Raw genomic sequence first — 24,082 nt, forward strand, 5'->3', positions numbered from 1 at the left:
GGTGGCGTAGCCTTGGCCAACGTGGCTCTGTACGCGGCGTACGCCTCCAACATGGACCCCGAGCAGATGGCGAGCCGGGCTCCGCACTCCCCCATGCGCGGAACCGGCTGGCTGACCGGCTGGCGGCTGACCTTCGGCGGCCACGGCTTCGACGGCGCCCTCGCGACCGTGGTCGAGGACGACTTCGAGCAGGTCTTCGTGGTGATCTACGACGTCCCGTCCTTCGACGAGAAGGAGCTGGACGGCTGGGAGGGCGCCGCGCTCGGCGTCTACCGCAAGATCCGCGTCCGGGTGCAGACCCTGGACGGCGAGGCGCTGTGCTGGCTGTACGTCCTCGACGACTACGAGGGCGGCCTGCCGTCCGCGCACTACCTCGGTCTCCTGGCCGACGCCGCCGAGGCCGCCGGCGCCCCCGACGACTACGTCAAGGCCCTCCGCACCCGCCCCTGCAAGTCCCTGGGCGACTGACCGCCCGGAGCGAGGCGAGGGCGGCGGTAGTGTCGGCGATGTGAGCAACGACGCTTTTGACCTGGCGCGGGCCGCGGCGGACGAGCTGCGGCAGCGCACCTCCATCGAGTCCTTCGACGTGGCCCTGGTGATGGGGTCGGGCTGGGTCCCGGCTGCCGACGCGCTCGGGGCGCCGGACGACGAGCTGCCGGTCACGCTGCTGCCGGGGTTCGCGCCGCCCGCCGTCGAGGGGCACGCCGGGAAGGTCCGGATCGTGGAGGTCGGCGGGCACCGGGCGCTGGTGTTCCTCGGCCGGACGCACCTCTACGAGGGGCACGGTGTGGACGCGGTGGTGCACGGCGTCCGGACGGCGCTGGCGGCGGGCGTCGGCACCGTCGTCCTGACGAACGCGGCGGGCGGGCTGCGGCCCGAGCACCAGCGGGTCGGCGACCCGGTGCTGATCTCCGACCACCTGAACCTGTCGGGCGCGAACCCGCTGACGGGGCCGGCGTTCCTGGACATGACCGAGGCGTACTCGGCGAAGCTGCGGGCGCTGGCGAAGGAGGTCGACCCGACGCTGTCCGAGGGCGTCTACGCCGCGTTCCGGGGCCCGACGTACGAGACGCCGGCGGAGATCCGGATGCTGCGGACGCTGGGCGCCGACATGATCGGGATGTCGACGGTGCTGGAGACGATCGCGGCCCGGCAGGGCGGCGCGGACGTTCTCGGGATCTCGCTGGTCACCAACATCGCGGCGGGCCTGTCCGGCGAGCTCCTCGACCACGAGGAGGTCCTGGCGGCGGGCCGCGCGGCGGCGGGCCGGATGGGCGAGCTGCTCGGCACCGTCCTGACGAAGCTCTGAGCATGAGCGATCTTCGCGGATACGCCGAGGAGTGGCTGGCGCAGGACCCGGACCCCGCCACTCGCACCGAGCTGCGCGCGATCCTGGACGCGGGCGACGACCGGGCCCTCGCGGACCGGTTCGGGGCCCGGCTGGAGTTCGGCACGGCGGGCCTGCGCGGCGAGTTGGGCGCGGGACCGAACCGGATGAACCGGGTGACGGTGATGCGGGCGGCGGCGGGCCTCGCCGCGTGCCTGCCGCGCGGCGGCCGAGTGATCGTCGGGTTCGACGCGCGGCACGGGTCGCACCGGTTCGCGCAGGACACGGCGGCGGTGCTGACGGGAGCCGGACTGCGCGCCGAGGTGTTCGCCGAGCCGGTGCCGACGCCGGTCCTGGCCCATTTCACCCGGGCGTTCGACGACGTCGTCGCGGGTGTCATGGTCACGGCCAGCCACAACCCGCCGCGCGACAACGGCTACAAGGTGTACTGGGCGGACGGCGCGCAGATCGTCCCGCCGCGGGACGCGGAGATCTCCGCCGCGATCGACGCGGTCGGCCGGGTGGACGAGCTGCCGCTCGGCTCGGGCTGGACCGTCCACCATGACGCGGCGCTGTATCTGGACGCGGTGTCGAGCCTCCGGCTGGGCGACGATCGCGACATTTCGATCGCCTACACGCCGATGCACGGCGTCGGGCGCGACGTCCTCCTCGCGGCGTTCGAGCGGGCCGGGTTCGCGGCGCCGGCCGTCGTCCCCGAGCAGGCCGACCCCGATCCCGACTTCCCGACCGTCGCGTTCCCGAACCCGGAGGAGCCGGGCGCGCTGGACCTGGCGCTCGCCCTCGCCCGCGAGCGGGACGCCGACCTGGTGATCGCGAACGACCCGGACGCGGACCGCTGCGCCGTCGCCGTCCCCGCGCCGGACGGCTGGCGGGCGCTGACCGGCGACGAGGTCGGCGGCCTGCTCGCCGAGCACGTGCTGCGGCACACCTCCGGCGATGACCGCCTGGTCGTGACCACGATCGTGTCGTCGTCGCTGCTGGCGTCGATCGCGCGGGAGCACGGCGTCCGATCGGCCGAGTCCCTGACCGGCTTCAAGTGGATCATGAAGGCGGGCGGTCCCGGAGACCGGCTCGTGTTCGGCTACGAGGAGGCCCTCGGCTACAGCGTCGGCGACGACCGGGGCGTCCTGGTCGACGACAAGGACGGCATCGGCGCGGCCCTCGCGGTCGCCGCGCTCGCCGCCGAGGCGCGCCGCGCCGGCCGGACCCTGCTCGACCTGCTGGACGACCAGGCCCGCCGGTACGGGCTGCACGCCACATCCCAGCTGTCGGTGCGGGTCGACGACCTGTCGCTGATCGGCGGCGCGATGGCCCGGCTGCGCGCGGACCCGCCCGCCGAGCTGGGCGGACGCGCCGTCGAGGCGTTCGACGACCTGTCCGCCGGCGCGGACGGCCTCCCGCCGACCGACGGCCTGCGGTTCCGTCTCGGCGGCGCCCGCGTCGTCATCCGGCCGTCCGGCACCGAACCGAAGCTGAAGTGCTACCTGGAGGTGGTCCACCCGGTGGACGGCGACGTGGCGGCGGCCCGGGAACGCGCCGCCGCCGACCTCGAAGCCCTCCGCGCGGACGTCTCCGCCGCGCTCGGCCTCGCCTGACCGTCCGGGCGCCTCAGCTCTTCCGGGCCAATCCGGCGTAGTAGTAGACCTCGTGCGGGTCCGCCGGAGGGGTGTCGGGACGCCAGGTCGCGAGCGGCACCGCGCCCGGCTCCAGCAGCGGCGCGCCGCCGAACAGCGCGGCGAACTCGGCGCGCGTGCGGGACACCAGCGGGATCCCCGCCGCGTTCGCCGCGGCGTTGGCCGCCGCGACGGCCTCCGGATCGAAGTCGGCGGTCGGATGCGAGATCGCGAGGTGGCTGCCGGTCGGCAGCGCGTCCAGCAGCGTCGCGACCCACCGCTCCGGCCGCCGCTCCGCCGGGAAGTACATCAGCAGCGCGACGACCAGCAACGCGACCGGACGCGTCAGGTCGAGCGTCCCGGCCAGCAGCGGGTCGGCGAGGATCGCCTCCGGCTCGGTGAGATCACCGTGCAGGTAGGCGACGCCCGGCACGTCCTCCAGCAGCGCCCGGGAGTGCTCGGCGACCAGCGGATCATTGTCCACGTAGACGACGCGGACGGACGGGTCGATCCGCCGCGCGATCTCGTGCAGGTTCGGCGACGTCGGGATCCCGCTCCCGATGTCGAGGAACTGCGTGACGCCCGACTCCACCAGGTGCCGCGTCACCCGCTCCATGAACGACCGGTTGGCGCGCGCCATCGCGGGCAGCGCCGGGATCGCGCGGATCATCGCGTCCCCCAGCTCCCGATCGGCGGGGAAGTGCTCGGTGCCGCCGAGCCAATAGTCGTATACCCGGGCGGGGTGCGCGACGGAGGTGTCGAACTCCGGAACGGCTGCCATGCGCGGTCCTCCCCAACGATCGGCCGCCCCGATCCTCGCACCGGGGCGGGCCGCCGTCACCCCGTCAGGTCACCGCGCCCGTGATCACCAGCGCGACCAGCGCGACGGCCGGCACCGCCAGCGACGCCACGGCCGGGACCGACCAGGTGACCGTCCCGGTCGCGGCGGCCCGCTCCGCCTTCGCCTCGGCGGCCTTGCCCGGCGCGCCCGACCGCGCCCTCGCCCGCTGCCGCTCGCGGATCTCGTTCAGCTGCTGCGCCGCGTACGCCGCCGGCGTCCGGCCCTTCAACGCCGACGCCGGCACCCGGCCCGGCTCCTTGCGGGCCCGCGCCTCCGCCTTCGCCTGCGCGCGCGGCGACGTCTGGTGCACCCACGCCCGCGTCTGCAGCTCCTGCCCGTCCGGCCCGTCGAACCGCACCGTGACCGCGTTCGTCCCCTCGATCTCGCGGACCGCCGCCCACGGCGCCCGCGCCTCCCGCAGCGGGTTGCGGACCGTCACCGCCGTCTCGTCCCCGATGATCGCCGGACGGAGCCCGACCGTGTAGGCGATCCCGCAGCCGAGCAGCAGCAGCACCGCGATCGTGAAGGCGGTCAGCGAGTAGGTGGCGTCGCCGGTGATCCCGACCACCAGGTCGAGGATGTTAAGGGCGGCGAACACCAGCCAGACGTACGCGGCGATGCGTCCGCCGGTGGAGCGAATGGTCATGGCCCGATCATGCCAGGGGACGCGCGCCGCGCCACTTGAGCTGGGCGAATCCGGGCTTGATCACCCCGTTGATCAGCTCCAGCCGCTCGTTGAACGGCACGAACGCCGACTTCATCGCGTTCACCGTGAACCACTGCAGGTCGTCCCACCCGTACCCGAACGCGTCGCGCAGCTTCGCGAACTCCTGCGACAGCGTCGTCCCGCTCATCAGCCGGTTGTCGGTGTTCACCGTGACCCGGAAGCTCAGCCGCCGCAGCAGCCCGATCGGATGCTCCTCGATCGACTTCGCCGCGCCCGTCTGGATGTTCGACGTCGGGCACATCTCCAGCGGGATCCGCTTGTCCCGGACGTATCCGGCGAGCCGCCCCAGGCGCGGCTCGTCGCCGTCCGCCTCGATGTCGTCGATGATCCGCACCCCGTGCCCGAGCCGGTCCGCCCCGCACCACTGGATCGCCTGCCAGATCGACGGCAGCCCGAACCCCTCACCCGCATGGATGGTGAAATGGGCGTTCTCCCGCTGCAGGTACTCGAACGCGTCCAGATGCCGGGTCGGCGGGTAGCCCGCCTCCGCGCCGGCGATGTCGAAGCCGACCACGCCGAGGTCCCGGTACCGGACGGCCAGCTCCGCGATCTCCATCGACCGCGCCTGGTGCCGCATCGCCGTCACCAGCGTCCCGACCCGGATCCCGAAGTCCTCCCGGGCCTTCGCGAACCCGTCCAGCACCGCCTCGACGACCTGCTCCAGCGTCAGGCCCGCGCTGAGGTGCTGCTCCGGCGCGTACCGCACCTCCGCGTACACGACCCCGTCGGCCGCCAGGTCCTCGGCGCACTCGTACGCCACCCGCGTGAGCGCCTCGACCGACTGCATCACCCCGACGGTGTGCGAGAACGTCTCCAGGTACCGCTCCAGCGACCCGGAGTTGGACGCCTCCTCGAACCAGGCCCGCAGACTCTCCGGGTCCGTGGTTGGCAATCCCCGGTACCCGCCGTCCCGGGCCAGGTCCACGATGGTCGCGGGCCGCACCCCACCGTCGAGATGGTCGTGCAGCAGCACCTTCGGCGCCCGCCGGATGTCCTCAAGAGTCGGCCGATCGTCCATCTCTAGAATCTACTGCCCGTAACCCCCTCTCCACCTCGCAACTCCCGCCAACACGGGACGTCTACCGGGCCTTCGCGTAGTCGCCGATGCCGCCGGCGAAGTCGAACACGATGCAGGGCTCGTCCCCGAGGACCCACGCGTCGTGACCAGGCGACACAACGAACACGTCACCGGGCCCCACTTCCTGCTCGGCGCCGTCGTTCGTGCGTATCCGCATCCGGCCGTCGACGACGTAGCCGTTGTGGTGCACCTCGCAAAGATCGGTGCCCGCGAGCTCCCGGACGGACTCGGTCCAGCGCCAGCCCGGCTCGAACGTCGCCTTGCCGAACACCAACCCGGACATCTCCACGATCTCGACGTGCCCCCTGGGGAAGTCGCGCCGCTCGTCCGGCTTCTCAATGCTCTTGATCTCCATCATGACGATCCCCCCTTTTATCGTCACTTCCCACGCTTCCGCGCCCTCTGACCAGGGTCAAGACACCCCTTCCGGACAGCGGAAGCACGGCCCCGTCACCCGCAGCGGACGCCACCGCTCAGGAGATGGGACCACCAATCCGGAGGAGGTTTCCGCTGCGGTCGACGAGGGCGAACTCCCGCAACCCGTAATCGGTGTCCGTCGGCGGCACCAGGCGGCTGCCCGTCTCCCTGTCCGTGGGCACACCGATGTCGGACCATGCGCGGTACAGGGCATCCGCATCGCGGACGTGCACGTAGCAACTGCTCGCGGTAGCCAGCGGATCAACTTCGGGATCATGCCAGAAGTGCAACTCGACACTTCCCCGGCCAATGATCACGTACCCGTACCGCTCCGGCGGCGCACCCCGCGACTCGAACCCGAGGCGCCCATAGAACTCCAGCGTCTCCGCCAGGTCCCGGCTGGGCAAGATCGGCACCGCGTACTCGTCCATGCCCCGACCGTAAACCGCACCGCCGACAATCAGCAGGGATGCCAACTCGTCAGGCGGCCCAGCCGAAGCCGGGTGGACTGGTCGCGCGGGGCGCCGTTCTGTCTCGGGGTGGAAGAAGCCGGTAGACGTACCGCCCGTCGGGATCTTTGCTGATGGCGATCTGGTTCGGGCTGGTGTGTTTGAAGCGGTTGTGCCATCCGCAGGTGAGGGCGAGCTGATCAATGTCGGTGGGTGAGTGTCCGAGGGCCCAGCCGTTGACGTGGTCGACTTCGCACAGCGTCCCGGGGATCTCGCATTCCCGTACCGCGCAGGTCGGATACAGGGTCTCCAGTACTTGGCGTTGGGCGGCGCTGGCGAACCGTTCCCGGTAGCCCAGGTACAGCGGGGTGTGTCCGCGTCCGAGGAGGAGGGGTGAGACTCCGGCTGCTAGGGCGATGCGGCGGGCTTGGGCGGCGGGGATCGGGGTGCCGTCGGTGAGGCGGGCCGGAGCGTTGCCGCCCGTCAGGGTGTCCAGGTCGCAGATGACGGTGACCTTGGTGGCCTTGTGCCCGCCCGACAGCACACTCGACAACGCAGCCGCCGTCCGCTCGCCTACGTCGCGGCAGTCATCCGGCCCAGCCGGCTTGACCAGCGGAGCCAGAGTCCCGTCCCAGATCGCGGCGTCCTCGGCGTTCAGCCATCCCTTGATGTAGCGGCCGCCGTCCAGCGACCCGGTGCTGGTGATCCAGGACTTGGCGTACCCGCGCTTGACGTCTTCACCGGGGCCGGTCTCCGTGCCGTCGCGTTCGGCAATGACGTCGCGGATGCGGCGGCCGAATACCGCCACCTTCGCCGCCGAGAACCCTTGGTCGACGAAACCCAGCAGCGTGGTCTCAGCCCCGGCGCAGTCGGTGTCCTCCAGTCGCGCCACACTCTGCGCGACCGTCGCCGCGTACCCATACGACAACTTCCCGGCCGCCAACCGTTCAGCCACCCGCGGCAGGCGATCCCGCTGCCGGGCGAGGATGAGGCGTTCAGTGGTGCGGTTCTCCCGCATCCCCAACCGCGACCGCAACCACGCCCGCGTCGACGGGAACCCCCACCGCTTCTGCTCCCCAGTGGCGTCCACCCGGCGAATGAAACCGGCCAGCGCACTTTCCTGCATATCGCAGGCGGCGGCCAAGGTCTCGGTGAGTTCCAGGCACGCGGCCGCCGATTCCGGGGCTTCTCGCTGGGCGAGTTCGGTGGCGATCGCGGTTGCGGCGTTCACCAATTGCGTGGTGGACGCCGCATTGAGATCGACTGTGACCGAACGCATACGTAGAGTATAGCGGATTTTGGTGTCGATCGACTCGGAATGGGGGTGCATCTCTGTTGCTCTGTGGATAGGTATAGCTGGGTATACCTGCGCCCTTCATCCACCGGGTTCGGTTCCCGAATTGCCGCCTTTGGTCAATTGTTGAGCACGCGGGCGGGGGCGAGGCGGTGGGGGCGGCGCGACCAGGCGGGGCAGGCGGAGTCTGCCCCTTAAGTGCGGCCCCGTACGCAGCGCCGCCCCCACCGCCCCTTCAACCATTCATCAAGAAGCGGCCTCAGACTCGACGTCGTCATATTCGTACGTCATACCGATTCCGAGCGTACTCTGCATCGGCAGGAGTCCAGTACCGACGATGTCGAGCACTGGAGGCATCAGCAGATCCGTCAACTCATCCACCTCATCGGCGGTGAGCAGTTCCCACGGCCCGGCGGCGAGTTCATCAGTGCATTTCTCCACCGACGCACGCAGTCGGACACCAACTTCCGTCGCGTGCCCGTCTCCGTCGATGAGACCGCGGGCGGCCAGACGGCCCCGGGCGGCGTTCCATTGCTCGTCGGTCCATTGCCGGCTGGCGAACACCTCCTCGGGGGCGGCTCCCACGGCCGCGTGCGAGACCAGCGCTTCGGCGGGGCCGACGTCGTGGGACCTGAGCGCCGCGATGTGACCGTCCCCGCGGTGCTCACGCAGGATGGTGGCGGCCTGCCACAGCACCATGTGCACCTCGTCCGGCCATGGCAGCGCAGCATTGGCGGCGGCCATCGGACGGTCGCTCGTATCGGCTGCCTCGGCCACACGACGGGCCATCTGCGCGGCCCGCTCGAGTTCAGGCGAGCCGATCCGTTCACCGAGGATCCGGCGCAGCACTTCGTCCATGGCGGTACGACGAGCGGTCAGGACCTGCTCGGGTGTGGCCGTCCGCCAGGCCGGGGCGATGTACCGCTCCACCATGTCCGGATTGAAGCTGTAGAAGAGATCGCTCACCGTCTTCGCGTCCACCGCTCCCAGCGGCGCGGCACGGTTGGGAAAGTAGCTCGGCCAGCGCTCGTCGACGGCGTACCCCAGGGCCGCCGCCTCCTCGAACGCCTCGGGCGCGTAGTACAGGACGGCGTGAACCGGCTCCAGGAGCTGCCACATCTTCCTGATGGTGCTCAAGCTGTGGGTCATGGTCATCCTCTCCAGCACACATCAACAAACTAGACACTGACTAGATTCCGCCATGGCGAACCAACTTGTCAATGACTAGATAAAAATCCTGGCGCCGTCCTCAAGACGAGGACGGCGCCAGACAGCCGTCAGGAGATCCGGTCGATGACCAGGGGGTGCAGGTCCGACGCCCCGTTCTCCTCGGTCGAGGTCGAGACCGAGACCGCGCCCTCCAGCGCCTCCAGCGCCCGCGGGAAACGGGACTCGTCGTCGGCGTGCAGGGTCAGCAGCGGCTGACCGGCCGTAACCGCATCGCCGGGCTTCGCGTGGCAGGTGACGCCGGCGGCGAACGACACCGGGTCCTCCTTGCGGGCGCGGCCGGCACCGAGGCGCCACGCGGCGACCCCGACACCGTAGGCGTCGAGACGGGTGAGGACGCCGGACGACGGCGCCGCGACGACATGGTTCTCGCGCGCGGCCGGCAGCGCGGCGTCCGGATCGCCGCCCTGAGCGGCGATCATCCGGCGCCAGACGTCCATGGCGGAGCCGTCCTTCAGCGCGTCCGCCGGGTCCTTCCCGGAAACGCCGGCGGCGGCGAGCATCTCGCGCGCCAGGGTCAGCGTCAGCTCCACCACGTCCGAAGGACCGCCCCCGGCCAGCACCTCAACCGACTCGGCGACCTCCACGGCGTTCCCCACGGCGTTGCCGAGGGGACGGTCCATCGCGGTGAGCAGGGCGATCGTCCGGACGCCATGGTCGGTGCCGATCGCGACCATCGTCTCGGCCAGCTCGCGGGCGTCCGCGGCCGTCTTCATGAACGCGCCGGAGCCGACCTTGACGTCCAGGACGAGCGCGCCGGTGCCCTCGGCGATCTTCTTCGACATGATCGAGGACGCGATCAGCGGGATCGACTCCACGGTCCCGGTCACGTCCCGCAGCGCGTAGAGCTTGCGGTCGGCGGGGGCGAGGCCGCCGCCCGCGGCGCAGATCACCGCGCCCGCGGCGCGCAGCACGTCCAGCATCTCGGTGTTCGACAGCGACGCCCGCCACCCCGGGATGGACTCCAGCTTGTCCAGGGTGCCGCCGGTGTGTCCGAGGCCCCGGCCGGACAGCTGCGGGACGGCCGCGCCGCACGCCGCGACCAGCGGCGCCAGCGGCAACGTGATCTTGTCGCCGACACCCCCGGTGGAGTGCTTGTCGGTGGTGGGACGGTCCAGCGCCGACCAGTCCATCCGCTCGCCGGACCGGATCATCGCCTCGGTCCAGCGGGCGACCTCGGCGCGCGACATGCCGTTCAGCAGGATCGCCATCGCCAGCGACGCCATCTGCTCCTCGGCGATCGCGCCGCGCGTGTAGGCGTCGACCGCCCAGTCGATCTGCTCGTCGGTCAGCGCTCCGCCGTCACGCTTGCTGCGGATGACGTCGATGGCGTCCACAGGATCCCCCTCAGTGTCACTCGACCGAACTCACCGAACCAGGCTCACCCACCCGGCCCGGCTCGCCCGGTCAGGCTCGTTCGATCAGGCCCGCCCGGTCAGGCTCATTCGGTCAGGCTCGTTCAGTAAGGCTCGTTCGATCAGGCTCGTTCGATCAGGTCGTCGGGCCCGAACGCGTCGGGCAGGACGTCCGACATGGGCAGGACGCCGCGGACGGTCTCCAGCAGCATCGACGCCCCGCCGTGCTCCCACAGCAGCTGCCTGCAGCGCCCGCACGGCATCAGCGGGTCGCCGTGCCGGTCGACGACCGCCACCGCGACGAGCCGGGGCTGAGACGCCTTACCGGGCCCGTGCAGCGCCGACACCAGGGAGCATTCGGCGCACAGCCCCACCCCGTAGGAGGCGTTCTCGACGTTGCAGCCGGTGATGACGCGCCCGTCGTCCACCAAAGCCGCCGCGCCCACCGGGAAACCGGAGTACGGCGCGTACGCGCGCGCCATCGCCTCTGTCGCCGCGCTCCGCAGAGCGGGCCAGTCGATGTCGGTCATGCGCCCATGATCCCCCAGCGGCCCGTCACCGGGCCTCGCCGCGGCGGTAGCGCAGGCCGTCGGCGGCGGGCATCCGCAGCCGCTGGCTGGCCAGCGCCAGGACGAGCAGCGTCGTCAGGTGCGGGCTGAACGACACCAGCTCACCGGGGACGGCGTCGCTGAGCAGGAACCAGACGAGCAGCCCCGCCGCCGCGACCAGCGACAGCACCGCGCCGACGTAGGCGCCGCGGACCTCGCGCCGCCCCAGCTCCGTCACGATCTGCGAGCGCAGCCGGTTGGCCCGCACGCCCTGCCACACCGCGACGCCGACCAGCAGGATCGTGACGAACAGCAGCAGCGCGTGCACGGACTGCCCGCCGCCCCGCACGTTCATCGCGTCGGTGTAGCCGAACAGCAGCGACCCGGCGGCGAGACCGCCCGGCCGCCAGTTGCCGAAGATCATGGACGCGAGGCCGATGTAGCCGCGCCCGCCGGTCTGCCCGTCCTGGTACAGGGACGCGGCGACGGTGACGAGGAACGCGCCGGCGAGGCCGGAGAACCCGCCCGAGATCATGACGGCCGCGTACTTCATCCGGTACACGTGCACGCCGAGGGACTCGGCGGCGTACGGGTCCTCGCCGCAGGACCGGATCCGCAGCCCGAACGGAGTTTTCCACAGGATCAGGAAAGTCAGCGGGATCAGCAGCAGGCAGACCAGAGTGAGCAAGGACAGCCCGTTCGTCACCCCCCGAAGGATGCCCGCGATGTCCGACACCAGGAACCAGTGGTGGCTCTCCAGCGACCCCAGCCAGTCGGGGCTCTCCCAGCCCCCGATCTTGCCGCCGGACAGCACCGGCAGCGTCAGCGTCTTGATCGGGTCGAGGGGCGGCGACTGCCGGGGCCCACCGCCGAGGTCCTTGGCGTGCCCGGTGTTGAAGATCAGCCCGGCGAGGAACTGGGTGAGGCCGAGCCCCAGGATGTTGATCGCGACGCCGGACACGATGTGGTCGACGCCGAACGTGACGGTCGCGACGGCGTGCAGCAGCCCGCCGAGCGCGCCGCCGAGGATGCCGAACAGCACCCCGATCCACGGCCCCCACTGGTAGCCGGCCCACGCGCCGGTCCAGGTGCCGAGGATCATCATGCCCTCGAGCCCGATGTTGATCACGCCGGAGCGTTCCGCCCACAGCCCGCCGAGCCCGGCGAGGAAGATCGGCACGGCCAGCCGGAGCGCCGCGCTGACCGTCCCGCTGGAGGTGACGTCGTCCGCGCCGTCGATCATCCGGACGAGCGACAGCAGCACCAGCAGGCCCGCCGCGATCAGCAGGTAGTGCGGCCAGCGCAGCCGGAACTTGCCGTTCCCGGCCTTCGCCGGCGCGACGGTCTCGGTCGCGGTCATGAGGTGCTCCCAGCGGCCTCGCGGGCCAGGTCATGGCCGGTGGCGAGCTCCGCGGCGACGGACCGCTGCTGCAACCGGATCTCCCAGCGCCGGACGAGCTCGTAGACGATCACGACGGTCAGCACGACCACGCCCTGCATCACCCCGACGATCTCCTTGGGCACCTCGACCTCCTGGAGGATGTCGGAGGTCTGGTCGAGGAAGGCGAACAGCAGCGCGGCCAGCGCGATCCCGGCCGGGTGGTTGCGGCCGAGCAGCGCGACGGTGATGCCGGTGAAGCCGAGCCCCGCCGGGAAGTTCAGCGAGTAGTCGTAGGACTCGCCGAGCAGCCCCGGGATGCCGATCAGGCCGGCCACCGCGCCGGACGCCACCATCGTGATCACGACCATCCGCTTGGCGCTGACCCCGCTGGCCTGCGCGGCGGACGGGGACAGCCCGGAGATCTTCAGATCGAACCCGAACCGGGTGTAGTTGATGACCAGCCAGAACACGATCCCGACCACGATCGCCAGCGGCAGCAGCCCGTACACCCCGCCGGGAAGGTCGATGCCGATCGTCGACAGGAACCCGTTCAGCGAGCCCACCCGCCCGGAGTGCGGGATCGTCGCGGTCGCGACGTCATTGCTGTTCGGCCGCGGCTCGGCGAGCCGCTTGTCGTTCAGCAGGTAGGCGATCACGCCGGTGGCGATCGCGTTCAGCATGATCGTGGACAGCACCTCGCTGACCCCGCGGGTCACCTTCAGCACGCCCGCGATCGCCGCCCACAGCCCGCCGACCAGCACCGCCGCGACGATCACCAGCAGCTGTCCGAACGGCGCGGGCAGCGAGACCGCGCCGCCGAGCGCCGCCGCCAGGAACGCGGCGAGCCGGTACTGGCCGTCCACGCCGATGTTCAGCAGCGCCATCCGGAAGCCGATCGCGACCGCGACCGCCGACAGGTAGTACCGGGTGGCGCGGTTGATGATGTCGACGATGGAGTGCTGCTGCGTGCCGTAGTCGACCATGCTCTGCACGGCGCTGACCGGGTCGGCGCCGGTCATCCGCAGCAGGATCATCGTGATGCCGAGGGAGATCAGCAGCGCGAGGATCGGCGCGCCGATCTTCAACCCCAGCCCGGTCGGCCCGAGCCCGCGCAGGATGGCCTTCCACGACGGCACCGGCTCCGGCACCGCCTTCGCCGGCTCCCCGCTCTTCGAAGGATCAGGCCCAGCCGGCCTGGGCACCCCGTGCTCTTCGCCCGACCGCTCCACCCCCGCATCTTCCCCGGACTCGGCGCCGGGGTCTGTGGGCTCGGTGGGGTCGGGTGCGTCGTTCGGGCGGTCGGGCTCGTTCGGGTCCGGGTTGCCGGTCGTGCCGGTCATGTCGGGTTCCCGGCGCCGGTCATGGCGGAGCCGAGGTCCTCCGGGGTGACCGTCCGCGGATCGACCTCCGCGACCAGCCGGCCCCGCAGGATCACGTGCAGGGTGTCGGACATTCCGATGAGTTCCTCAAGATCGGCGCTGATCAGCAGCACGGCCAGCCCGGCCGCGCGGGCCCGCCGCAGGTGGTCCCAGATGGCGGCCTGGGCGCCGACGTCGATGCCGCGGGTCGGGTGCGCGGCGATCAGCAGGTGCGGCTCCCCGGTCATCTCCCGCCCGACGATCAGCTTCTGCTGGTTGCCGCCCGACAGCGCGGCGGCGGGCACGTCGATCCCGGGCGTCCGGACGTCGTAGTCCCGGACGATCCGGGTGGTGTCGCGGCGCGCGCCGCGCCGGTCCACCCACGGCCCCCGGACGTTCGGGCGCTGCGTCTGGTGGCCGAGCACGCGGTTCTCCCACAGCGACGCCTCCAGGACGAGCCCGTGCCGGTGCCGGTCCTCGGGGATGTAGGCGATGCCGGCCTCGCGGCGCCGCCGCGTCGGCCAGTGCGCGATGTCGTCGCCGCCGTAGACGATCGTCCCGGCGTCCGCGGCCCGCAGGCCCATGATCGCCTCGATGAGCTCGCTCTGCCCGTTGCCCTCGACGCCGGCCAGCCCGACGATCTCGCCGCGCCGGATGCGCAGCGAGACGTCGTCGACGACGGGACGGCCCTGCGGGGTGAGGACCGTGAGCCCGCCGACCTCCAGCTGGACGTCCTCGGTGACGGTCGAGTCGCGCAGCTCCGGGGTGGGAAGCTGCGAGCCGACCATCAGCTCGGCGAGCCGCCGCGAGGTGACCTCGGACGGGTCGAGCCGCGTCGCGACGGTGGTGCCGCGGCGGATCACCGAGATGGTGTCGGCGACCGACAGCACCTCGTCCAGCTTGTGGGAGATGAACAGCACGGTGAGGCCCTCGGCGCGCAGCTCCCGCAGGTTGCCGAACAGCTCATCGACCTCCTGCGGGACGAGCACGGCGGTGGGCTCGTCCAGGATCAGCACGCGGGCGCCGCGGTAGAGCACCTTGAGGATCTCGACGCGCTGCCGCTCGCCGACGCCGAGCGTCTCGACGAGCACGTCGGGGTCGACGCGCAGCCCGTACGCCTTCGACATCTCCCGGATGCGCTCGCGGGCGGCGGCGAAGTCGATGCGGCCGCGCAGCCAGCCCTTGGCGCGCGGCTCGGCGCCGAGGATCACGTTCTCCAGCACGGTCAGGTTGTCGGCCAGCTTGAAGTGCTGGTGGACCATCCCGATGCCGCGGGCGATCGCGTCGGCGGGGGTGCGGAACGCCACCTGCTCCCCGTCGATCTCGATCGTGCCCTCGTCCGGCCGCTGCATCCCGTAGAGGATCTTCATCAGCGTGGACTTGCCGGCGCCGTTCTCGCCGCAGAGGGCGTGCACCTCGCCGGGCTCGATGCTCAGGTTGATGTCGCGGTTGGCGACGACGCCGGGGAACCGCTTGGTGATCGATGTCAGCCGCACGGCCGGCACCTGGTCAGGCACGAGTGCCCCTCCTCCTGCCTCGGGGTACGCGGCCGGGGCGCGCGGCGGGCGGCGTCGCGTCGGCGACGCGCGGCCCGGGTGCGCGCCCCGGCCGGGAGACGGCCGGGCGGGCCGGCCCGGCGGGTGCCGCGGCGGCCCGCCGATCGGTCACTGGGGCTTGGTCGGGACGGTGATCTTGCCGGCGACGATCTGCGCCTTCAGGTCCTCCAGCTTGGCCTTGATGTCGTCGACGTTGCCGCCGGTCGTGGCGTACCCGACGCCGTCGTTCTGCAGGTTGTACTGCACCGTGCCGGCCTTGAACTGGTTCTTGGCGACCGACTCGACGAAGTTGAACACCGACAGGTCCACGTGCTTCACCATCGAGGTGAGGATGTGCGACTTCACGTCGGCGACCGCGGGCTGGTTGTACTGGTCGGAGTCGACGCCGATGGCCCACTTGCCGGCCGCGCCGACGGTCTTGATGACGCCGATGCCGGCGCCGCCCGCCGCGTGGTAGATGACGTCCGCGCCGGCGTCGAGCTGGCCCTTGGCGGCCTCGTTGCCGAGGCCGGTGTCCTTGAAGCCGTTGAAGTTCGGCGGCTCGGTCAGGTACTTCGGCGGCAGCACCTTGGTGCCGGGCTTGGCCTTCTCGGCGCCCGCCTGGTAGCCGGCGAAGAACTTCTGGATCAGCGGCACGTCCACGCCGCCGATGAAGCCGATCTTGCCGGTCTTGGACTTCAGCGCGGCGGCGGCGCCGACCAGGAACGAGCCCTGCTCCTCGGAGAAGCAGGAGCCGGCCACGTTGGCGCCGGAGACCTTGCAGCCGTCGGCGTCCACGATGAAGAACTTGGTGTTCGGGAAGTCCTTGGCGACCTTGAGCAGGGACGCGGTGTAGGAGAACCCGACGCCGATGACGGGGTTGTAGCCGGTGTTGGCGAGCAGCCGCAGGCGCGACTCCTTGTCGGAGTCGGGCTCGTCCGGCTGCGCGGAGATCTCCTTGGTGGTGACGTGCAGGTCCGTCTCGGCCTTCGAGAGGCCGGCCGCCGCCGAGTCGTTGAACGACTGGTCGCCGCGGCCGCCGATGTCGAACGCCAGGCCCACCTTGAGGGTCTTCTTGCCGTCGTCCCCGCCGCCGTCGCCACCGGCCTTCTTGCCACCGCACGCGGAAGCGCTGAGCGTCAGCGCCGCACCCGTCACGGTGACGAGCGAAATCTTCAGTCCACGGCGCAAGATAGCGCTCCTTCCGTTCCCCACCCGGGATCGGCGGCCGCCCGGCCACCGAAATCGATGGGACGCTACCCCGCGGTTGGTGGAAAACTGCCAGCTTGCACCGTTTCGCAATAGGTCCGTTACCAATGCGTACGCATATCGGCACAGGTCAGCGCACGGACGGTCGCGCCCGGTGACGCCGCCGGAGGCACCCGGCCGACCCGGACGGCGCCGCCGGCCCGGACGGCGCCGCCGACGGAGGCGGCGCCGGGGCGGCGGGAGCCGTCAGGAGAGCGTGGCGCCCTCGACCGTCTCCGGGTCCGCGGGACGGGCGCCGTCCCACAGCGCGGTCAGCGCCGTCGCCGCCAGCACCCGCACCCCGACGGGGATGCACCGCTCGTCGACGTCGAAGTCGCCGCGGTGCAGGTCGTACTCGCCGGGCGAGCCGGGGGTGCGGACGCCGAGCCGGGCGAGCGCGCCCGGGATCGACTCCAGGTACCAGCCGAAGTCCTCGCCGCCGAGGCTCTGCGGCGTCGGCACCACGCCCTCCTCGTCGAGGACCTGCGCCGCCGCGTCCCGGAACATCTGCACGCTGGCCGCCTCGTTGACGGTCGGCGGGACGCCCCGGACGTACTCCAGCGACGCCTCCACATCGTAGGCGGCGGCGACCGACTGCAGCAGCGCCTTCATCATCTCCGGCGCGCGGTGCCACGCCTCGTCGTCCAGGCAGCGGACGGTGCCCTCGGCGACGCCGTCGTCGGGGATCGCGTTGGCGACCGACCCGGCCGACACCCGGCCCCACACCAGCGACAGGCTGGAGCGCGGGTCGACCCGCCGCGACAGCGCCGCCGGCAGCTCGGTGACGATCTTGGCGAGCGCGTACACCAGGTCGGCGGTCAGGTGCGGCCGGGCGGTGTGCCCGCCGGGCCCGGTCACCTTCACGTACACCTTGTCGCAGGCCGCGGTGATCGGCCCGCTGCGCAGGCCCAGCTCGCCGACCTCGATGCGCGGGTCGCAGTGCAGCGCGAACGCGCGGTCGACCCCGGCGATGCCGCCGGCGGCCATCACGTCCAGCGCCCCGCCCGGGGTCTCCTCGGCGGGCTGGAACAGCAGCCGGACCCGGCCGGGCAGCAGCCCCGCCTCGGCCTGCTGCGCCAGGAACAGCCCGGCGCCCAGCACCATCGTGGTGTGCACGTCGTGCCCGCACGCATGCGCGACGCCCGGCACCGTCGACCGGTACGGGGCGTGCTCCTTCTCGTCCTGCAGCGGCAGCGCGTCGATGTCGGCGCGCAGCGCGACCGTCGGGCCGTCGCCGGGGCCGAGGTCGCAGAACAGCCCGGTGCCCTTCGGCAGGATCCGCGGCTCGAGCCCGGCCATGCGGAGCCGCTCGGCGATCCGCGCGGTGGTGCGGTGCTCGTCGTAGCCCAGCTCGGGGTGCATGTGCAGGTCGCGGCGGAACGCGACCAGCTCCTCCTCGTGGCGGGCGAGGAACACCTCGAGCTGCGGCCGCAGCGCGGCCGGGCGCTCGCTGCCCGCGGGGCCGTCCGGTCCCGGGGCGGTGGGTGGTTCAAGGCCGGGCATCACCCCGGGTCCCGGTTGTGTCATGTGCGCCCCCTGCGCGAGGGCGGGGCCGCTGGGCCGCCGCCCGGTATCGGAGTTCTCACAGGCACCGGTGTCATCGGCGTCCCCTGTGTTCTTGCCCGGAGGACCCTTCGCCGTTCGCTCGGGGCGCCCGTCCGGGCGGGCCGGCTGCTCAGGCCCCGGCATGGACGACCTCCCCCAGTGCGACGAACCTGTCCTCGGCCAGTTCGGTGATCGCCGCGTCGACGATGTTCTCCAGCGAGCCGCCCGCCGCGCGGATCGCGCGCTGGCGCTCGTACGGGGCCCCGTGCTCCAGGACCTCGCCGGCCACCTTGAGCTCCTCGGCGCAGCCGAGCCGGTCGGCGACCGGCTCCAGCTCCCGGATCAGCTCGTACAGGTCGTCGCGGAGCGGCGCGGTGCTGCCGCCGTCGTCGGTGATGACGATCGCGTCGAGCCCGTAGCGGGTCGCGCGCCACTTGTTGTCGCGCACCACCCACGGTGCCGGGCGGGGCAGCGTGTAGCCGCGGTCGAGCTGCTGCTCGAACAGCGTGACCAGGCTCTGGCACAGCGCCGCGGCCATGCCGACCTCCCGCAGGGTGGGGATGCCGTCGCACATCCGGATCTCGACGGTGCCGAAGTCCGGGTGGGGGCGGATGTCCCACCACACCTCCTTGATGCTCCGGATGGTCCCGGCGCGAAGCAAGGTGTCCATGTAATCCTCGAAGGCCGCCCAGTCGTCAAGCAAGTGGGGCGGACCGGCCGTCGGCAGCTGACCGAAGACGACCGCCCGGCAGGACGCCAGCCCGGTGTCCGCGCCGCTCCAGAACGGGCTGGACGCGGTGAGCGCGAGGAAGTGCGGGAGGTAGGCCGACAGCGCGTTCACGATCGGGATCGCCTTGGACACGTCGGAGACGCCCACATGGACATGCACGCCGAAGGTCTGGATGCGCCGGGCCAGCCACTGCATCTGCTCGACCAGGTCGGCGTAGCGCTGCGTCGGCGCCATCACCGCGTCGCGCCAGTCGCTGATCGGGTGGGTGCCGGTGCAGGCGAGCGCGATGCCGCGGTCGGCGGCGGCGGCGCGCAGCTCGGCGAGGGTGGCCGCGAGGTCGCTCTTGGCCTCGCCGACGGTGTGACAGATATCGGTCACGACCTCGACCGTGGACTCCATGAGCTCGTGCCGCACCTTGGGGATCTCGCCGCCCTCGCTCAGCGACGGCAGCGCGGCGAGCACCCGGCGCGCGTCCTGCCGCAGGTGCCGGGTCTCCGCATCGACGAGCTGGATCTCCCACTCGACGCCGAGCGTCGTGCCGCTCGATGCGTTGAACTCAATGGCCACGGCCAACCTCCGTCCACAATCCTTGCAGGTCGTTGCGTGGCACGTGGCGCAATTCAGCCAGCGGGTCCCTAAGCCTGGACAAACGCCGGTCCAGGTCACGTGTTCACACCATCATGGCGCGCGCGCCCGCCGCCACGCCGGTCTCCATGCCCTTCGCGGATCAATTGACTCGTACGGGCGGCCTGCGGACGGGTCCGTCCCCTACTTTTCGGTCATCGATCCGGCGCCCGACACCACTCGATCGAACTAGTCCGCCCGTCCCAAACTACCTGCGATGACGGACCGTGACCGATGCTAGCGTCCACTTACGTACTCTGAGTAGTCATAAGCACCACAAAAATCGTCTAACGCACCATACGCCTCAACTGTCCCGAGCTTGCCGTCTTCGCGGTCGGGTACCCCTTCGCCGGATGTGTCGCCTAGTCTTCGGGGGAGCCATGGGCGTGCGGAACCGAACGGCCGCTGCGGGACTGAGGAGCGTCGGAAGCTTGCGAGCAGGACGACAGGGGCGGACCGGAGTCCGGCGCGCCATGCCGATGATCACTGTGCCGCTGAGCGCGGTCTGTCTGCTGGCGGCCCCGGCCGCCGCGTCGCCGGCCGTGCGCCCGGCCGCGGCGGCGCCGTCGGACCCCGTCGGCGGGCCGCAGCTCGCGGGCCGCGGCATCGTGCTGAACCAGGCGCCGGGCGTCCCCGCGCTGCCGAAGCTGAAGTTCTCCTCCTACATGGTCGCCGACGCCGACACCGGCGAGGTGCTCGCCGCCAAGGACCCGCACGGGCAGTACCTGCCGGCCAGCACGCTGAAGACGCTGACCTCGGCGACCCTGGTCACCAGGCTGAACCCGGACCGGCTCGTCCGGCCCTCGCAGAAGGCGTGCGACGTCGAGGGCACCAAGGTCGGGCTGACCCCGAAGATGCAGTACAAGGTCTCCGACCTGTTCCACGCGCTGATGATGATGTCGGCGAACGACGCGGCGGTCACGCTCGCCGAGGCCAACGGCGGCATGAAGAAGACCATCGCCGACATGAACACCGAGGCGAAGTACCTGCACGCCGACGACACGCTCGCCGCGTCGCCGAACGGCCTCGACGTCGACTACGGCCTCAACGTCCGCACCCAGCACACCTCGGCCTACGACCTGGTGCTGTTCCTGCGGGAGGCGATGAAGAGCCCGCAGTTCCGGACGTACGTGCAGGCCACCCAGTTCCAGTTCCCGGCGCCGCTGACCAAGAAGGAGAAGAAGAAGCACAAGAAGGTCGGCGGCTACCCGATCTACACCCACAACAAGCTCCTGGCGGGCCAGAAGTACGGCTACCGCGGGATGCTCGGCGGCAAGAACGGCTACACCGTGCACGCCCAGCAGACCTACGTCGCCGAGGCGCGGCGCGACGGGCACACGATCATCATCTCGGTGATGCACGGCGAGACCTCCCCGTTCCAGGCCGGAGCCAAGCTGCTGGACTGGGGCTTCGCCGCGCGCGGCAAGGTCCAGCCGGTCGGCACGCTGGTCGCGCCGGGCACCGCGGCGCAGGCCAAGAAGCACGCCGACGGCGAGTCGGGCGGCGTGCTGCCCGGCACCTCGCTGGACTCGTCGGGCGGCTCGTCCGCGCTGGTCTACGAGATCGGCGGCGGCACGGTCGGCGGGCTCCTGGCCGCCATCGTCCTGTTCACCGTCTACCGCCGGCGCCGCCGCCACCCGACGCCGAGGCCCGCCGGGAACACGGGCGGCCACCAGGCGCCCTACGGGGACGTCTCGCCCCGCGACGACGCCTCCTACGAGGGGCCCTCCTACGACGACGGGACCCGCTAGAGCTTCGCGTTCGCGGCGCCGGGCTTCGCGGCGGCCCCGTCGGAGCTCCTGTCCGTCCCCGCGTCCCTGCCCGTGTCGCCCTTCGCCTCCGTGTTGCCGTACGCGTCACCCTTCGTGGCGCCGCCGTCCGGGTCGCGGTGCTCGTCCAGCGCCGCGACCTCCTGCTCGGCGAGGTTCTCCGGGTCCTCGGCGTCGGCCTTCAGCACGACGCGGCGGGTCGCGGTCCACGCGGCGACGAACAGCACGAACCGGGACACGATGTTGATCCACACCATCAGCCCGACCAGGACGGCGAACGAGGCGTACACCGGGTTCTGCGTCGTCCGGCCGATCAGCAGCGTCGCGGCCTGCTTGAGCAGCTCCAGCCCGAGCCCGCCGAACAGCGCGCCGCGGATGATCCGCCGCCACGGCGCGATCGTCCCCGACAGCCGGGTGAACAGCACCAGGAAGATCACCGTGTCGAAGGCGACGGCGCAGGCCAGCGACAGCAGCCGCAGCCCGGTGCCGGCGCCCGGCACGTCGTCCAGCGAGAACCAGCCGAGGACGGTGTGGGTCGCCGACGAGGTGACCGTCGACACCGCCATCCCGCAGATGAGGATCACGCCGAGGAACGCCAGCACGGCCAGGTCCCAGAGCCGCTTGAGGAAGTAGTTGCCGCCGCCGGTGGGCGGGTTGCCCCAGATGTCGCGCAGCGACTCGCGCAGCACCTGCACCCAGCCGAGCCCGGTGAACAGCAGCGCGACCAGGCCGACGACCCCGACGGCCGTCTTGGACTGCGCGATCTGCTCCACCTGCAGCTGGTCCGACATCCCCGGCAGCAGTTCCCGGACGGCCCGGACGAAGTAGTCGCGGGCCTGCGTGCTGATGCCGACCAGGTAGCCGAGCAGCGAGTACGCCAGCGCCAGCAGCGGAAAGAACGACAGGAACCCGTAGCAGGTGAGCGCGGCGGCGAGCCGGTCGCCGCGGCGCTCCTGGTAGCGCTCGAACGCGCGGGCGAGGTGGTCGAACCAGCGCCAGCGGGCGCGCATGGCGCGCAGCAGGTCCTTCCCGGCCTCCAGCGCACTGTCGATCCACCGCTGAACCCCAGTGATCACCTGCCGCATGTACGCAACGTACCCAACCCTTGGCGCTCGATGCGGCGGACGGTAATCAACCGTTGAACGTTGAGTGGCGTTTCCCATTGCCGAACAGGAAGTCGCACTGCGGCCGCCACACGCCGTCCAGCCCGTGCTCGTACAGCGAGAAACCCCATGCCTCGAACTCGGCGCGGTAGTTCGACAGGTCCTTGTACGCCCGGTCCATCACGTCGTCGGGCAGGTGGTGCGCGATGGTGATGTGCGGGTGGTACGGGAACGGCAGCGGGCGCGCGAGCGGCCCCGACGCGACCTTCGCCTGGACGCGCTCGCAGCCGCCGATCCCCTTCGCCAGCGCCACGAAGACGACCGGGGACACCGGTCGGAACGTTCCGCTGCCGCGCAACCGGATGCGGAACGGGCGCTCGGCGTGCGCCACGTCCAGCAGGTGCGCCTCGATCGCGTCCATCTCGTCCGCGGTCACCTCGGTCGGCGGCATCAGCGTGATGTGCGTCGGGATCGCGGTGGCGAGGGGGTCGCCGTAGGACGCGCGGGTGCGCTGCAGGTCCGTCCCGTACGGCTCGGGGATCGGGATCGCGACCCCGATCATCCGCACGCCGCCGTCCGCCCCCGGGCCCGCGGGCATCCCCACGAACGTGTCCGCGGGCATCCCCACGAAGGTGTCCGCGGGCCCGGGTCGTCGCGCCCCCTCGCCGGCCACGGTCAGCGACCGCGTCCCACGAAGCCGACCCGCTCGCGGACGGTGTCCATGGTGCGCCTGGCGACGACCCCGGCGCGCCCGGCGCCCTTCTCCAGGATCCGGTCCAGCTCGGCCGGGTCGTCCAGCAGTTCGGCGGTGCGCTCCCGGATCGGGTTGAAGGTGTCCAGCACGACCTCGGCGAGGTCCTTCTTGAACTGGCCGTAGCCGGACCCCGCGTACCTGGCCTCCAGGTCGGGGACCGACGTGCCCGCGAGGGCGGAGTAGATCCGCAGCAGGTTGGTGACGCCGGCCTTCTTCTCCTCGTCGTACACGACCTCGGTGCCGGTGTCGGTGACCGCGCGCATGATCTTCTTGCGCATCGGGCCCGGGTCCTCCAGCACGTCGATGATGCCCTGCGGCGAGGACGCCGACTTGCTCATCTTCGCGCCCGGCTCCTGGAGGTCGGTGATCTTCGCGGCGCCCTCGGGGATGTGCACGTCCGGGGCGACGAACGTCTCGCCGAACCGGTGGTTGAACCGCTGCGCCAGCGTCCGGGTCAGCTCCAGGTGCTGTCGCTGGTCCTCGCCGACCGGGACGCGCAGCACCGTGCTGCCGGGCTCCGGGGTGTAGAGCAGGATGTCGGCGGCCTGCAGGACCGGGTAGGTGAACAGCCCGACGCTGGTCGCCGACGTCCCCTGCTTGGACGACTTGTCCTTGAACTGGGTCATCCGGCTCGCCTCGCCGAACCCGGTGATGCAGCCCATCACCCACGCCAGCTCGGCGTGCTCGGGGACGTGGCTCTGCACGAACAGCGTCGCGCGGTCGGGGTCGACGCCCATCGCGATCAGCTGCGCCACCGACACCCGCGTCCGGCGCCGCAGCACCTCGGGGTCGTGCTCCACCGTGATCGCGTGCAGGTCGACCACGCAGTAGAACGCCTCATGGGTGTCCTGCAGCGACACCCACTGCCGCAACGCGCCCAGATAGTTGCCGAGATGGAACGAGTCGGCGGTGGGCTGGATGCCGGAGAGCACCCGCGGGGCGGGCGCTCCCGGCGCTCCGGCGGGGCCGGACGCAGCGGGGTCGGATACGGGGCTGGACGCTTCGGGCATGTGCACGGACCGATTCTCTCAGGTGTCTGCGGAGGCTCCGCCGCCGGTGGCGGCGTCGCCGACCGGCCGCGGGGCCGCGGCCGGGGGGACGGGCGTCACCGGCGCCGCCGGCCGCCGCGCCTCCGGCC

22 protein-coding genes are annotated in these 24,082 nt (G+C 71.6%); 4 read left to right on the forward strand and 18 right to left on the reverse strand.

All coding sequences use genetic code 11. The annotated features are described in order from the left end of the window. The first annotated feature begins 21 nt into the window (after window positions 1–21). From ABD296_RS36685 to ABD296_RS36695, 3 genes are read left to right on the forward strand one after another with little or no spacing between them, the layout of a single operon-like run. On the forward strand, window positions 22–468 hold the full coding sequence (locus tag ABD296_RS36685) for a gamma-glutamylcyclotransferase (RefSeq protein ID WP_344278340.1): 447 nt from the start codon (window positions 22–24) through the stop codon (window positions 466–468). A 40-nt stretch (window positions 469–508) separates the two neighbouring features. Beyond that, window positions 509–1,309 carry a purine-nucleoside phosphorylase gene (locus ABD296_RS36690; protein WP_344278343.1) on the forward strand — a complete coding sequence of 267 codons (801 nt, stop codon included), beginning with the start codon at window positions 509–511 and terminating at the stop codon, window positions 1,307–1,309. 2 nt (window positions 1,310–1,311) lie between these two features. Next, window positions 1,312–2,943 carry a phospho-sugar mutase gene (locus ABD296_RS36695; RefSeq protein ID WP_344278346.1) on the forward strand — a complete coding sequence of 544 codons (1,632 nt, stop codon included), beginning with the start codon at window positions 1,312–1,314 and terminating at the stop codon, window positions 2,941–2,943. A gap of 13 nt (window positions 2,944–2,956) precedes the next feature. Here ABD296_RS36695 and ABD296_RS36700 read toward each other — a convergent pair whose 3' ends face one another. The 15 genes from ABD296_RS36700 to ABD296_RS36770 form a co-directional block, all read right to left on the reverse strand. Further along, a complete protein-coding gene (locus ABD296_RS36700) occupies window positions 2,957–3,742 on the reverse strand; it encodes an SAM-dependent methyltransferase (protein ID WP_344278349.1) in 786 nt (261 codons plus the stop codon). Window positions 3,743–3,806: 64 nt separating this feature from the next. After that, window positions 3,807–4,448 carry a PH domain-containing protein gene (locus ABD296_RS36705; protein WP_344278352.1) on the reverse strand — a complete coding sequence of 214 codons (642 nt, stop codon included), beginning with the start codon at window positions 4,446–4,448 and terminating at the stop codon, window positions 3,807–3,809. A 7-nt stretch (window positions 4,449–4,455) separates the two neighbouring features. After that, window positions 4,456–5,547, reverse strand: coding sequence for an adenosine deaminase (locus tag ABD296_RS36710; protein ID WP_344278355.1), 1,092 nt, complete (start codon window positions 5,545–5,547; stop codon window positions 4,456–4,458). A gap of 61 nt (window positions 5,548–5,608) precedes the next feature. After that, window positions 5,609–5,965, reverse strand: a complete 357-nt coding sequence (locus ABD296_RS36715; RefSeq protein WP_344278358.1) for a cupin domain-containing protein — start codon at window positions 5,963–5,965, stop codon at window positions 5,609–5,611. 115 nt (window positions 5,966–6,080) lie between these two features. Continuing rightward, on the reverse strand, window positions 6,081–6,455 hold the full coding sequence (locus ABD296_RS36720; RefSeq protein ID WP_344278361.1) for a bleomycin resistance protein: 375 nt from the start codon (window positions 6,453–6,455) through the stop codon (window positions 6,081–6,083). A gap of 49 nt (window positions 6,456–6,504) precedes the next feature. Next, window positions 6,505–7,803, reverse strand: coding sequence for an HNH endonuclease signature motif containing protein (locus tag ABD296_RS36725; RefSeq protein WP_344278364.1), 1,299 nt, complete (start codon window positions 7,801–7,803; stop codon window positions 6,505–6,507). A 210-nt stretch (window positions 7,804–8,013) separates the two neighbouring features. Next, the gene (locus ABD296_RS36730; RefSeq protein WP_344278367.1) at window positions 8,014–8,886 is read right to left on the reverse strand and encodes an SCO6745 family protein; all 873 of its coding nucleotides are present in this window, start codon (window positions 8,884–8,886) and stop codon (window positions 8,014–8,016) included. A 158-nt stretch (window positions 8,887–9,044) separates the two neighbouring features. Beyond that, window positions 9,045–10,331, reverse strand: a complete 1,287-nt coding sequence (locus tag ABD296_RS36735) for a thymidine phosphorylase (protein WP_344278370.1) — start codon at window positions 10,329–10,331, stop codon at window positions 9,045–9,047. Window positions 10,332–10,471: 140 nt separating this feature from the next. Beyond that, window positions 10,472–10,879: a cytidine deaminase gene (locus ABD296_RS36740; protein WP_344278373.1), complete on the reverse strand. Its 408-nt coding sequence runs from the start codon at window positions 10,877–10,879 to the stop codon at window positions 10,472–10,474. 25 nt (window positions 10,880–10,904) lie between these two features. Next, window positions 10,905–12,257: an ABC transporter permease gene (locus ABD296_RS36745; protein WP_344278376.1), complete on the reverse strand. Its 1,353-nt coding sequence runs from the start codon at window positions 12,255–12,257 to the stop codon at window positions 10,905–10,907. After that, window positions 12,254–13,618, reverse strand: coding sequence for an ABC transporter permease subunit (locus ABD296_RS36750; RefSeq protein WP_344278378.1), 1,365 nt, complete (start codon window positions 13,616–13,618; stop codon window positions 12,254–12,256). Before ABD296_RS36750 ends, ABD296_RS36745 begins: the two co-directional genes overlap by 4 nt. Next, the gene (locus ABD296_RS36755) at window positions 13,615–15,153 is read right to left on the reverse strand and encodes an ABC transporter ATP-binding protein (protein WP_344278380.1); all 1,539 of its coding nucleotides are present in this window, start codon (window positions 15,151–15,153) and stop codon (window positions 13,615–13,617) included. Before ABD296_RS36755 ends, ABD296_RS36750 begins: the two co-directional genes overlap by 4 nt. A gap of 147 nt (window positions 15,154–15,300) precedes the next feature. Beyond that, window positions 15,301–16,362: a BMP family lipoprotein gene (locus ABD296_RS36760; RefSeq protein WP_344278383.1), complete on the reverse strand. Its 1,062-nt coding sequence runs from the start codon at window positions 16,360–16,362 to the stop codon at window positions 15,301–15,303. A gap of 264 nt (window positions 16,363–16,626) precedes the next feature. Next, a complete protein-coding gene (locus ABD296_RS36765; protein WP_344278386.1) occupies window positions 16,627–17,946 on the reverse strand; it encodes a M20 family metallopeptidase in 1,320 nt (439 codons plus the stop codon). 148 nt (window positions 17,947–18,094) lie between these two features. Then, entirely contained in the window at window positions 18,095–19,261 is a 1,167-nt protein-coding gene (locus ABD296_RS36770) for a glutamate--cysteine ligase (protein ID WP_344278389.1), read from the reverse strand. Between the two features lie 530 nt (window positions 19,262–19,791). Between ABD296_RS36770 and ABD296_RS36775 the strand changes: the two genes are divergently transcribed. Then, window positions 19,792–21,069: a D-alanyl-D-alanine carboxypeptidase family protein gene (locus tag ABD296_RS36775; RefSeq protein ID WP_344278392.1), complete on the forward strand. Its 1,278-nt coding sequence runs from the start codon at window positions 19,792–19,794 to the stop codon at window positions 21,067–21,069. On the opposite strand, the gene ABD296_RS36780 is transcribed toward ABD296_RS36775, so the two are convergent. The 3 genes from ABD296_RS36780 to trpS are packed head-to-tail and all read right to left on the reverse strand — an operon-like array spanning window position 21,066 to window position 23,954. Beyond that, a complete protein-coding gene (locus tag ABD296_RS36780) occupies window positions 21,066–22,172 on the reverse strand; it encodes a YihY/virulence factor BrkB family protein (RefSeq protein ID WP_344278394.1) in 1,107 nt (368 codons plus the stop codon). The two genes, ABD296_RS36775 and ABD296_RS36780, sit on opposite strands and share 4 nt — an antisense overlap. Window positions 22,173–22,218: 46 nt before the next feature. Next, window positions 22,219–22,812 (reverse strand): 2'-5' RNA ligase family protein, encoded by a 594-nt coding sequence (locus tag ABD296_RS36785; RefSeq protein ID WP_344278397.1) that lies wholly within the window; start codon window positions 22,810–22,812, stop codon window positions 22,219–22,221. Between the two features lie 53 nt (window positions 22,813–22,865). After that, window positions 22,866–23,954, reverse strand: coding sequence for a tryptophan--tRNA ligase (gene trpS, locus ABD296_RS36790; protein ID WP_407061554.1), 1,089 nt, complete (start codon window positions 23,952–23,954; stop codon window positions 22,866–22,868). Window positions 23,955–24,082: the final 128 nt, after the last annotated feature.

It is taken from the genome of Actinomadura napierensis (assembly GCF_039529375.1).
Lineage (GTDB): Bacteria > Actinomycetota > Actinomycetes > Streptosporangiales > Streptosporangiaceae > Spirillospora > Spirillospora napierensis.